This window comes from Ruegeria sp. BG3 (assembly GCF_056538485.1).
The window spans coordinates 296,278-308,716 of the sequence record NZ_JBQFTE010000003.1; the positions used below are offsets into that span (position 1 = coordinate 296,278).

General features: G+C 54.8%; 11 protein-coding genes. 1 reads left to right on the top strand and 10 read right to left on the bottom strand.

The features are described from left to right. Positions 1-15: 15 nt before the first annotated feature. On the top strand, positions 16-1,326 hold the full coding sequence (locus ACR0AI_RS07240) for an aminotransferase class I/II-fold pyridoxal phosphate-dependent enzyme (RefSeq protein ID WP_480672792.1): 1,311 nt from the start codon (positions 16-18) through the stop codon (positions 1,324-1,326). 628 nt (positions 1,327-1,954) lie between these two features. On the opposite strand, the gene ACR0AI_RS07245 is transcribed toward ACR0AI_RS07240, so the two are convergent. The 10 genes from ACR0AI_RS07245 to ACR0AI_RS07290 all read right to left on the bottom strand — a co-directional run bounded on the left by ACR0AI_RS07245 (position 1,955) and on the right by ACR0AI_RS07290 (position 12,417). Then, the gene (locus ACR0AI_RS07245) at positions 1,955-2,914 is read right to left on the bottom strand and encodes a glutaminase (protein ID WP_480672793.1); all 960 of its coding nucleotides are present in this window, start codon (positions 2,912-2,914) and stop codon (positions 1,955-1,957) included. Next, positions 2,892-4,331, bottom strand: coding sequence for an alanine/glycine:cation symporter family protein (locus ACR0AI_RS07250; RefSeq protein ID WP_480672794.1), 1,440 nt, complete (start codon positions 4,329-4,331; stop codon positions 2,892-2,894). The genes ACR0AI_RS07245 and ACR0AI_RS07250 overlap by 23 nt, the downstream gene beginning before the upstream one ends. A 983-nt stretch (positions 4,332-5,314) precedes the next feature. Next, a complete protein-coding gene (locus ACR0AI_RS07255; RefSeq protein ID WP_480672795.1) occupies positions 5,315-7,069 on the bottom strand; it encodes a SulP family inorganic anion transporter in 1,755 nt (584 codons plus the stop codon). Between the two features lie 23 nt (positions 7,070-7,092). Continuing rightward, positions 7,093-8,772, bottom strand: a complete 1,680-nt coding sequence (locus ACR0AI_RS07260) for a bifunctional protein tyrosine phosphatase family protein/NAD(P)/FAD-dependent oxidoreductase (RefSeq protein ID WP_480672797.1) — start codon at positions 8,770-8,772, stop codon at positions 7,093-7,095. A 21-nt stretch (positions 8,773-8,793) separates the two neighbouring features. Next, positions 8,794-9,678, bottom strand: coding sequence for an MBL fold metallo-hydrolase (locus ACR0AI_RS07265; protein ID WP_480672799.1), 885 nt, complete (start codon positions 9,676-9,678; stop codon positions 8,794-8,796). Positions 9,679-9,702: 24 nt separating this feature from the next. Then, the gene (locus tag ACR0AI_RS07270; RefSeq protein ID WP_480672801.1) at positions 9,703-10,140 is read right to left on the bottom strand and encodes a DUF6691 family protein; all 438 of its coding nucleotides are present in this window, start codon (positions 10,138-10,140) and stop codon (positions 9,703-9,705) included. 2 nt (positions 10,141-10,142) lie between these two features. Continuing rightward, on the bottom strand, positions 10,143-10,577 hold the full coding sequence (locus ACR0AI_RS07275; RefSeq protein WP_480672803.1) for a YeeE/YedE family protein: 435 nt from the start codon (positions 10,575-10,577) through the stop codon (positions 10,143-10,145). Next, entirely contained in the window at positions 10,577-10,786 is a 210-nt protein-coding gene (locus ACR0AI_RS07280; protein ID WP_480672805.1) for a YgaP family membrane protein, read from the bottom strand. The genes ACR0AI_RS07275 and ACR0AI_RS07280 overlap by 1 nt, the downstream gene beginning before the upstream one ends. A gap of 102 nt (positions 10,787-10,888) precedes the next feature. After that, positions 10,889-11,563, bottom strand: coding sequence for a Crp/Fnr family transcriptional regulator (locus ACR0AI_RS07285; protein WP_480672807.1), 675 nt, complete (start codon positions 11,561-11,563; stop codon positions 10,889-10,891). Positions 11,564-11,757: 194 nt separating this feature from the next. Next, on the bottom strand, positions 11,758-12,417 hold the full coding sequence (locus ACR0AI_RS07290) for a GntR family transcriptional regulator (RefSeq protein WP_480672809.1): 660 nt from the start codon (positions 12,415-12,417) through the stop codon (positions 11,758-11,760). Between the last annotated feature and the right edge of the window lie 22 nt (positions 12,418-12,439).

Below are 12,439 nucleotides of genomic sequence, written 5' to 3' on the forward strand. Positions count from 1 at the left end.
AAGGAGGGAATTGCGATGACCATAGAAATGAGAAACTGGGTGCCGGCCGAAAGCGAAGCACTGGTCCAGAAGATCGCAACCGAAACGTCTCGCGCCTCATCCAACGCTCTGCTGGATCGGATTGAGCATTTAGCCACCCGAAATCGGGAAATCCACGAGCACGAATGCTTCAACCTGAATCCTGCAACCAATGTAATGAACCCGAGAGCTGAAGCACTGCTGTCTTCAGGAATCGGCTCGCGCCCGTCGCTTGGATATCCGGGCGAAAAATATGAGATGGGACTTGAAGCCATCGAAGAGATCGAGGTCATCTCTGCGGAGCTTTGCGCGGAAGTTTTCGACGCAAAGTTCGCAGAAATCCGCGTGCCTTCTGGCGCGATAGCGAACCTCTATGGCTTCATGGCCACCTGCCAAGCCGGCGATACGATCATTGCACCGCCAGCATCGATCGGTGGGCACGTAACGCATCACGTCGCGGGATGCGCCGGGTTGTTTGGTTTGCATACAATAGATGCACCAACCGATACCGATGGCTACACCGTCGATCTCGACCAGCTGCGCGCGCTTGTACGAAAGGAGCGCCCCAAATTGATCACGATCGGCGGAAGTCTCAACCTTTTTGAGCACCCGGTCAAAGAAGTACGGGCCATTGCAGATGAAGTCGGTGCCAAGGTGATGTTCGACGCCGCGCACCAATGCGGGATTATCGCGGGAAGAGCCTGGCGCAACCCCTTGGCGGAGGGCGCACACTTCATGACAATGAGTACGTACAAAAGCCTCGGCGGTCCTGCTGGGGGGCTGATTGTCACAAACGATGCGGAGATCGCAAAGGCTTTGGATGCAATTGCATTCCCAGGCATGACGGCAAACTTCGACGCCGCTAAGTCAGCTGCTCTTGCTGTGACAATGCTTGATTGGCGCGACTATGGACAGGACTACGCTGCCGAGATGATCGCGATGTCCCGCGCAATGGCCCAGGGCCTCGATGCGCAAGGTGTTCCAGTTTTTGCCGGACGCGAGGGTTTCACCGCCTCTCACCAGTTCGCTGTTCTGGCAGAAAGCTTTGGCGGTGGACAGGCTGCATCCAAGACCCTGCGCAAATCCGGGTTCCTGGCTTGCGGTATTGGCCTGCCGGTGACGGAAATCGAAGGTGACATGAATGGTCTGCGCATAGGTACGCCCGAGTTGGTGAGATGGGGCATGACGTGTGAGCACGCCGACAGACTAGCTTCTTTGATTGCGCGCGGATTGAAGGGCGACGATATCGCCGCCGAAGTGGCTGACTGGCGCCGTCACTTTGCGAGCGTGCACTTCGTTCATGGCTAAGTCTTTAAAATCGCCGCAGTGGAATAAGTGACCGCTTCGTCCGCAGAGCCGACCATGAGAAGCGCTTTAGTCTCGCCAACGCAGCGAATGGCGGCTTTGGGCCGAGTGCTGGGGTAGGGTGTTTTGCTGGTCGACCAAACTTAAGCAACACATACAGCGCCGGTTTCCAGGTTGCGAAGAGGCTCGCTGGCGTTCCGTTTGACGTAGATTTGAAGCGCTTGAATTGTCGAAACGTTCAAAAAGCGCAAGAATCTTAAAGTGTTGAATTCAATGAGAGAAAACTCTCAAAAATTCGGTCCCTTTTTTACGTACTCCGACAACGTTGCTTTGGTCTTGCTAGAAAATTTAACTAAGGCCTCGTAACCATCGAATGACAAGTCGCGCGGGTACGATAGCCGAGTGGAAGACCTTGGGGCAGTCTTGTGAGAGGAATTTGTTTTGAGGCGGGCAGGGGGCTTTCTAAGCTTCTATCCATTAAAAGATGATCGCCGCTCAAAGTGCTGTAAACCTATTCTCGGATCACTCGTCTTACATCGCCGCCACCCATACCGGTCTGACTTCAGTTGTGTCCTCTGCCGGTCATTGAAGTGGAACTAAATACATTTGGAACCGGTTCACCCAATCCGGGTCATACACTTGGTCCGAAAATGGACCACCCCGTGGCGCGAACCAGTTCTTGAAAGGCGATTGTTGCTAGATAGGAATTGCCTTTTTGATCGAGCCCGGGGCTCCAGGCGACAACAGAAGCGATACCGGGTACAATGCACAAGATTCCGCCGCCAACGCCGCTTTTCGCTGGAAGGCCAACGCGGAAGGCAAATTCGCCCGAAGCATCGTAGGATCCACACATCATCATGAGCGCAGTAACTCTTCTTGCTCTTTGCGCTGATAATACTGTGGCGCCGGTGGCCGTATTTTGACCCGCCGACGCAAGAAAACGACCTGCTAGCGCCAACTGTTCGCAAGACATGGCGATGCTACACTGGCGAAAGTACAGGGACAGAACATCCTCTACCGGTGCCTTAAGGTTAGCTTCCGCCTGCATAAAATGCGCAAGCGCACGATTTCTGGATCCAGTTCGCATCTCAGAATCTGCAACTGACGCATCAACTTCAATCGAGTTGTCTTCTGCAAGCTCTCGGCACAACGCTAAGAGGGCGTTGATTGCGTCGTCAGCAGAACGGTTTTCGAGCAGAACATCGGCCACCACGATCGCTCCGGGGTTGATAAACGGGTTCCTTGGGATTCCGCGCTCGTGTTCGAGCTGAACGATTGAATTGAACGGATCGCCGGAAGGTTCTCGGCCAACTCTCTGCCACAAGGTGGCGCCAACCTGTTGCAGCGCCAAAGTAAGCGAGAACACTTTTGAGATACTCTGGATTGAAAACAGCGTGCCCGCGTCCCCAGCGGACACTAGCGGACCGTTGATCGGTGCGACGGCGATACCGAATTGGTTTAGATCAACTGTGGCGAGTTCTGGAATATACTTTGCTACCTTCCCCCTTTCGGACATGCCGGCAATGCGATCTGCGATATCGTCCAAGACTGCCTGAAGCTTTTCGCTTTCAGTGGTTTTGAGTGTCGGCATGGATCTCCTCCGTCCAGACAGTGTGATCTACGCCCTTGCTAAGCTCGGGAAATTTGCTTGCGACAAAGCGAGGTTCAAGGTTCTGTCGGCGTTGCGAGAAATAATCCACCGTTAGTTTGTAGACGGTGCCAGAGAGCAGCACTATCGCAACCAAATTGATGGTCGCCATTATTCCCATGGCCGCATCCGCGAAATTGAACACTGTGGCAACAGCTTGCACTGCTCCCCAGACAACCATTGAAAGGCAACCTAATCGCAAGATGTAAATCGGCAATTTGCCTTCCAATTTTAGGAACGTCATTGCGTTTTCGGCATATGAGTAATTGCCAAGTATGGACGTGAAGCCAAAGAAGACGATAGCGATCGCGATAAAGTGGCGACCGATTTCGCCAAGATGGACCGCCGCCGCGTCTTGAGTCAGTCGCATTCCGGTAGGTCCATCAATTTCAATTGCGCCCGACAGAAGAATTAGCAGTGCAGTTGCCGTTGCGACCAAAATCGTATCCACAAAACACCCAAATGCCTGGACGAAACCTTGGCTGGAAGGGTGGTGGGGATCAGGTGTTGCAACTGCTGCAATGTTTGGTGCTGAGCCCATGCCCGCTTCGTTGGAGAAAAGCCCCCGTTTGATACCGTTAAGCGCAGCAGCCATGACGCCTCCTGTCACGCCTCCTGCAGCTTCCTGAAGGCCAAACGCGCCTGCAACAATCGACCACAACATAGCGGGTACTTCGGAAATGTTCAGGACTACGACAACACCTGCAAGCAAAAGGTAGAGACCAGCCATGAGCGGTACAACGATCTCTGCAAACTTTGCGATGGTTCTTATGCCGCCGAATATGACTACCGCTGCTGCTGCGGCCAGCGCTATGCCAACGACCAATTTGTTTAACCCGAACGCGCCCTCGAATGCTTCAGCAATCGAGTTGGATTGGACCGCGACAAAAACCAAACCAAAGCTGACGATCAGGCAGATCGAGAAAATGACTCCAGCCCAAGGAGCGTTCAAGGCGTTGGCCATGTAGAACGCGGGACCTCCTCTGAACCTTCCGTTGGAAGATGTCACTTTATAGAGTTGGGCCAAAGTACTTTCGGAATAGGCGGTGGCCATTCCAACCAATGCCACGATCCACATCCAAAAGATTGCGCCTGGACCTCCCAAGGTCAGAGCCACGGCTACGCCAGCAAGGTTTCCAGTGCCGACGCGGGAAGCCAGACTTACTGTCAGCGCTTGAAACGGAGTAATACCTCTTTTGTCCGTGCTCTTCGAAGACGTCAGGACGCGCAGCATTTCCCCGAAATGGAGAAACTGAAGCGCACCGAGTCGAATTGTAAAAAAGATACCGGTCCCAAGAAGACCGTAGATCAATACGTAGTTCCAAAGAACCGTGTTTATGCCGTTTACCAATATTTCCAAAGCGCGCTCCTTTAGAATTCAAGCACTTCCAGGAAGGCAAAAAAGAGTCTGCCTATTTTTTCATCATGCACGAAGATGCGAGGGTTGTCAGGAATATGCTGCGAAGAATCCCTAAACGTTTGGCTCTTACGTCATAGAAATTGTGCCATGAACAGATGATGACTTATGAGTTGGACGGTACGCTTGGCAGAGTTTGTGCCGTCGTGATTTAAACTGTACTGGTTGAAACGTCCTGCGCGAAAGAGACGACCCTCTTCACCTCGCCGTATGGGAGCGGACATCTGCGCAGCCGCAGTGAACTGTCGCTCTATCCCGCTGATCCCGTATTCGCCTGACCGCGGATCTTGCGCCCGCAGGGAACGGCCAGTTTAACGGGCCGCAGCGCAGTAACGGAAGGGTATTCTGCCGATCAACCAAGTCCTAGCAGGGCACACAGCGTCTGTTTCAAGGTTGCGAAGAGGCTCATTGGCTTTCTGTTCGACTTAGGCTTAGAGCGCTAGAGCTGTCTAACAATTTAAAAAAGCGCAAAATAATAGCGTATTAAATTGAATGAGAGGAGAGTCGCAATAATTCAATTCCATTGTTTATGTAGTCCGACAAAAAAGCGCGATTTCTCCATCTACATCGTGTAATCATGATTATGGTAAAAAACAATTTGATCCCCCAGGATACATACAAGTCGCGGTTTCACTAGTCTTGGCTAGAAGATTGCATATTGGCCGGATGCTTACACTTGGGATATTCGTTACTATGACCTAAACGGGCGTTTTACAGATGCCAAAGGCAGGTTTCGTCGCAAAAGAACTGCTGGAGGAACTGAGGAACGGTTGTCCATTTCAAAGAAGGATATGGGAATACGCCTACTTTTTGTCGAGCGGGGACACCCCGGTCAGAGGATTCGTGACTGCCATTTATTGCCCGTTAAACACTCGCTAGACAGGGCTTAAGCGCCGCACTTCAATCGGACGTTAAGCCTGGCAAACCTACAGAATCGAATGGTTTCGGACTGTCTCAACAACTTTGTCATGCGCGCCGACCGTGATCCAAGCCTCATATTGCGATAGAAATACCAGACCGTTCAACTGTTGAAGGAAATGAGATCGCTTCAGTTTGTCCATAACCGGTCCCTTGACCTCGGACAGATGCATAGCGACGCCCATATCTGACAAGCGGTGGTTGATCGCCTCAAGACTTTCCAACGCGGAGTAGTCAACTTCGTTCACCGCAGAAAACATCAAGATCACATGACTGACGCTGCCCCCTTCAGGCACACGGTGCTGGATAAGGTCTTCCAGAAACCGCGCGTTGACGAAATACAGGCTTTCATCCACGCGTAACGTCACTATGGACGGGATCGTTTCAACCTCGTGACGTAGAATGTTGCGGAAATGCTGCGTGCCGGGCACAAGCCCCACCTCGGCCACATGCGGGCGCGAAGTCTTGTAAAGGTGCAGCAGGATCGAGGTTACCACGCCCGAAGCGACCCCGACCTCGACTCCCAGCCCCAACGTAAGGCCAATGGTTGCGGCGACCGCTACAAAATCTGCGCGAGAATAGACCCAAGTCTTTTTAAGAACTGAAAAATCCACAAGACTGAGCACGGCAACGATGATCGTTGCAGCCAAAGTGGCCTTGGGCAGGAAGTAGACCAACGGCGTCAGTGCAAAGGCGGCAACGGCAAGGCCAACAGCCGTGAATGCACCGGCAGCCGGAGTTTCGGCTCCGGCATCAAAATTGACAACCGAACGCGCAAACCCACCCGAAACCGGATAGCCCCCGGTAAACGCTGCCCCCAGATTGGCAGCGCCCAAACCGATCAACTCCTGATCCGGATCAATCCGCTGGCGTTTCTTTGCGGCTAGTGTCTGCGCGACCGAGACACTTTCAACGAATCCGATGATCGAAATAAGGATCGCAGGAGCGATCATCTCTCCTACAAGATCAAAGGAAAGATCAGGCCTTGTGAACGGAGGTAAGCCCTGTGGCACCGTCCCTACAATTTGAACACCTTGAGCATTCAGACCCAAAGTCCAGACGGTAACAGTTGTGGCGACCACGGCGGCGACAGGCCCGGCTTTCGTCAGAATGTCGGCAAGAACCGGCCCTACCCCCAAGAACCCAAGAAAATGTTTGAGGTGCTTGCGCACCCAGAACAAAAAGCCGGTGGCAAGGCTGCCGATTGCCAGCGTCACCCAATTTGTTTCAGGTAAATGGGCAAGGATTGATCCGACCATTTCAGGCAGTGTGTGCCCATGCGCATCGAACCCCAGGATGTGCTTGAGCTGACTGGTCGCAATCAAAACGCCGGAGGCTGTGATAAAACCGGCAATCACCGGGTGGCTGAGGAAATTAGCCATGAATCCCAACCGCATCACGCCCAAAAGCACCAGAAACGCGCCGGACAGAAAGGCCAAGGTCAGGGCTGCGACGGCATAGCCTGCAGTGCCCTGCTCGGCCACCTGCCCGATTGCAGTGGCGGTCAAAAGCGACACCACCGCCACCGGCCCAACCGCCAGCGCGCGGCTTGTCCCGAAGACCGCATAAAGCACAATCGGAACAATCGACGCGTAGATGCCGGCCTCGGGCGGCAATCCCGCCAACAGAGCGTAGGCAAGCGATTGCGGGATCAACATGATCGTCACGATCAAGGCCGCAATCAGGTCGTTGGAAAATGCGCCGCGCGAATAACTCCTGCCCCAATCCAGAATGGGGACAAATCGGCAAAGGTGGTTGATCATCAGAGGTCTTTCTTTGCGCAGGGCTACTCCGGGGCCACGTTCAGCTTTTCAGGCCGCGCCATCCATTCCTTGCCACGCAGCATTGCCTTCCAATAAATCGGCGGCAGCAGGCTTTCCTTTAGAAACCACGCCAAGCGACTGGGTTTGGTACCGTCTATAATAAACCGCGGAAAACTGGGCTTGAGCGCACCGCCATAGCCGAACTCGGCCAATACGATCTTGCCGCGTTCGACGGTCAGCGGGCACGAGCCATAACCGTCATATTGCGCCGTCGCAGACCGACCTGCGATGTCAGCCACGATGTTATCCGCCACGGTGGGCGCCTGCTTGCGTGCCGCCGCCGCTGTTTTAGCGTTCGGCGCATTCATCACATCGCCCAGTGACCAGATATTGTCATAGCTTTTGTGCCTTAGCGTGGCCTGATCGACATCGACCCACCCAGCCGCATCTGCAAGCGGTGACACCCGCACGAAATCCGGGGCGGTCTGCGGTGGACAGACATGGATCATGTCGAATCCCACTTCGACCCTGCGCGGCTCATTGTCTGGTTGGGTCACCTCGAACACCGCCGTCTTTGCGGGTCCGTCGATGGCAAAGAGATTGTGGAAGAAGTTCAGCGAGGCGTCGTATTTTTTAACATAGTCCTCCAGCGCCGGGACATAGTCCTTGACGCCGAACAGCACTCCGCCCGCGTTCATGAACTGGATGTCAATGTCGTTCAAAACGCCCCGCCGAGACCAGGCGTCGCCGGATAGGTACATGGCCTTTTGCGGCGCACCGGCACATTTGATTGGCATCGGAGGCTGGGTAAAAATTGCCCTGCCCTTTTGCATCTCACGCACCAACTGCCACGTATATGGGGCAAGATCATAGCGATAGTTCGAGGTTACGCCGTTGCGGCCAAGAGTTTCCTCTAACCCCTCGACCTTGCCCCAATCCAGCTTCAGACCCGGGCAGACGACAAGTCGGTCATACTTCACCACTCGGCAAGCATCCAAAACGACTGCGTTGCTTTCCGGCTCAAACGCGGCGACTGCCGCCTTGATCCAATGCACGCCTTTGGGGATCAGACTGCCCATGGTCTTGGCCGTTGTCTGGGCATCAAAGATACCGCCGCCCACCATGGTCCAACCGGGCTGATAGTAATGAACATCTGCCGGATCAATGACGGCAATATCCAGATCGGGTTGCCGCGATTTTAGACTGGCTGCGACCGAGATACCCCCTGCCCCCGCGCCGACAATAATAACCTGAAAATGGGCGTCGCCCGTGTCTGTTGGGGTCTTGCCGCCATTTGCGATCCGGCGGGCCACGCCGTTCATGTCGTAGCCAGCTGCCTTTGTGGCTGTCAGGATTTCAGCGATCGGTCGTTTCATAGCCTCATGAAAAGACCATAGCGTGGCCGAGCGTGTCCCGGTGCGACAGTAGGCAAACACTGGGCGTTGCAGGTCCTCAAGCGCTGCGCCAAACGCCTCGACATCCAGATCTTTCACCATGCCTGATTGCACGGGAACGTAGCGGGCCTCGATCCCTGCGGCCTTGGCTGCGGCGGCGATTTCCTTGAATGAGGGTTGATCCGCCCCTTCGCCATCCGGACGGTTACAGATTATCGCGCGAAAACCCTGCGCAGCGATTGTCCCGACATCCTCGACCGAGATCTGAGGGCTGACGGTGAATTTGGGTGATAACGTGCGAAACTCCATCTATGTTCTCCTTCTGGCCTGTCAGAGGGCGTTTACAGGCACTTTGAGCATCGGGTTGCCATCGGGATCCTTGGGCACCTCGCCTGCTCTCATGTTGACCTGCAGTGAAGGGATAATGAGGTTTGGCATCGCCAGCGTTGCATCACGTTCGGTGCGGAACTTGACGAATTCTTCTTTCGTCTTGCCGCCTCCAACATGGATATTGTGGGTCTTTTCCTCGGCTATGCTGGTTTCCCAGGCAATGTCGCGCCCGTTCGGCCCATAGTCGTGGCACATGAACAAACGCGTTTCATCCGGCAATGCCAGGACTTTCTGGATCGAGTCATATAGAACGCCCGCGTCGCCGCCCGGAAAATCGGCCCGGGCAGAGCCGCCGTCGGGCATGAACAACGTATCCCCAACAAAGGCCGCATCACCCATAACATGAACCATGCAGGCTGGCGTGTGTCCGGGCGTGTACATGGCGTAGGCCTGCATATTCCCAATCATATAGGTGTCGCCATCTTCGAACAGCGCATCGAATTGCGAGCCGTCACGTTGAAACTCGGTTCCTTCGTTGAAGACCTTGCCGAACGTGTCCTGCACCACGGTGATCTTAGAGCCGACCCCGATCTTGCCCCCCAGTTTTTCCTGAATATACGGTGCGGCGGACAGATGATCGGCATGCACATGGGTTTCGATAATCCACTCCAGCTGCAGGCCCTTGTCGACCACAGTTCGGATCAGTTCATCCGCGTGGTCAAAGGTGATACGCCCGGCCGCGTAGTCGATATCCATGACACTGTCGACGATCGCACAAGCGTTCGAGTCCGGGTCTTTCACGATGTAGCTGATCGTGTTTGTTGCAGCGTCAAAGAACGCAAAAACGTTTGGTTTGATCGCCATGTTTACAGGGTAAGTGGCCACGTCTTGTCTCCTCCGGGTCTAAATTCAGGTACGTGTTTGCAAATCAGGAACCAGCGCCGCCTGCAGGCCCTTGGCGAGGGCGATGCCCACAACCAAAGCACCGATGAAGGCAAAGATCTCCCATCGACCCGTGCCCAGTGCGGGCAATGCGCCACCCGGGCAGAATCCGGCGATGCCCCAACCGATGCCGAACAAGGCGGAGCCACCGACGAGCTTGGCATCGATTTTTCGCGCCGACGGCAAATGAAACGCAGGTTCAAGCACGGGCGCGGCGCGGCCGAAGACCAATTTGTATCCGACAAAGGTGGTTATCAGCGCACCTCCCATGACGAAGATCAGGGACGGGTCCCAGGCACCAAACAGGTCGAAGAAATTCAGCACCTTGGCTGGGTTCACCATGCCGGAAAGCGAGATTCCAACACCGAAGACCAGACCGATCAAATAGGTTGAGATGAGTTTCACGCTTATCCCCCAAAAACGTGGCGTGTGACGAAAACGGTGGCAAAGGCGAACAGCATGAACGTTGCTGTGGCTGCGACCGAGCGAACGCTTAGTCTGGCCATTCCACACACACCGTGGCCTGAGGTGCAGCCTCCGCCCAGGGTCACGCCGACACCGACAATCACACCGCCCAGCACAAACCCAGTAGTGGAGACCGGCACCTGCACCTGAGGCATCTGCCCAGACATCAACCACACCACCAAGGGGCCGGTTGCCATGCCGACCAGCAATGCGGCGCGCCAGGTAACATCACCAGACGATGCGGGCCGCAACAGCCCGGCTAAAACACCGGTTGCCCCCATCACGCGCCCCATCAGCAACATCAGCAGCACTGAGGCCACACCAATCAGAACGCCGCCCGTCAGCGACGCCCAAGGGGTAAATGCCGTCTCGATCATCAGCAGTCCTGACAGGTCTTGAGGCCAACGATGCGGTAAAGCGGGCAGTTGCCGACAAAGGCCGTGAGGGTGAACACACCCGCCACGATCAATGCCAGCCAGAACAGGAGTCCAGCCCCCAGCACGCTTGTGCCCAAAGCCAAGTATAAAAGCATCGCAGCAATCAGAATGCGCAACGCGCGGCCAAGTTTGCCCATATTTGTAGTCATGTCACACTCCATCGGGAATCGATGAAATGACAATTGCACAGCGCAACTCACAGCTTTGGTGACATGGTCACCAAACTGCCGAAGCAAATACAAAGTTTGTATTCAAACCTCGGGCGTCGCCGATCTTGCCAAGCGTTCCAGCCCCTCGCGGTCGGTCAGGCAGACTTCGCCACGCGACTGTTCCACCCAGCCATGGCGTTGGAATTCAGCCAACGTACGCGAGATCACTTCGCGCGCCGTGCCCAGCTCGGTCCCCAATACTGCATGCGTTGCGTGCACCGTCTCGCCCATCCCGGCCAGCTCTAACAATCGCGAGGCCAGCCGAACATCCATACGCTTGAACACGATATCGTCGATCAAAGTAAAGAGATCGGTGATCCGGCGAGAGTAAGCTGTAAAGACGAACTCGCGAAACACAGGGGATTTCGCAACCAGATCGTCGAACGTTTGGCGCGGGATAGCCACCGCTGAAACGTCTGTCTCGGCTATGCCGTCGGCGGAATAGTCTTCAAAGGCCAGCATACACGCCGTGGTCAGCACGCAGCTTTCACCGGCATGAACACGGTAGAGGAACACCTCGCGCCCGGTTTCAGATTTCTGCTGAACTCGGACGGTTCCCTCTAACAGAAGCAACAGGTTGTCAGCCGTCTGGCCTGGCGCAAATATCTGCGTCCCTGCGGGTACATTGACGATCTGGCTGCCGCTGATCAGATCGGCGCGCACAGTATCTGGCAAGCGGCTAAGACCTTTGAACTTATCAATCCAAGAGTATTCCACAGCCGATAACCCTACTATTTTGCTTGCCACAGCAATTGTGCCAGAACGGCGCTGGGGTTCAATGCGATATTTTGAATGTGAGGCGAACAACCGCGTTCTGACCGTTGCCATGTGTGTCACATGGCAACGCCAAGTTTTTCTAAAGCTGGAATGGGGTTTCGCTGAGTGGCTGCGGTTGGTGAACCTCCGCCCTCTTATCGCTCGGTTGTGTTTTTTAGCGATGCCATCAGGTTGTGGAACTTCTCGCCTTGAACTGCGACATGGGAACGAAGGGCATTGGCAGTATCGTCCGCCAAGCCGTCCTCAAGAGCGCGAACGATGTCCTCATGTTCGGACATCGACTGCGCCATACGGCCACGAAATCGAAGCTGTTGCCGCCGGAAAGGTTTGAGGCGCCGATGCAGTTTGGAGGCCTCTTGTTCCAGAAACGAATTCCCGGATTGCTTATAGATAATTCGATGAAACCGTTCGTTTTCGAGGTAGTACGTGTCTGGATCACCGGCATCGACGGCCTGCTGACATCTCGCGTTGGCGTCCGTCAGATCTTTCAAAGCCTCCTCGGAGATACGCATAGCGGCAAGTCGGCCGCAGACAGCTTCGAGCTCGGCCATGACCTCGAACATCTCCATCAGTTCTACCGGACCCGGCTGTCGCACAAAAGCACCACGGCGCGGAATGAGGTCGACCAAGCCCGACAGCGCAAGTCGTTGAAATGCTTCTCTAAGTGGTGTTCTCGAGACACCAAACTGTTCAGCCAGTTTGACCTCATCCAGACGATCGCCATCTGAGAATGTACCGTCAAAGATCAACTCTTCCAGTTCCTGGGCGATATTATCGGCAAGTCGTAAGTCCATAGGATTATGTATAGGACTCAAT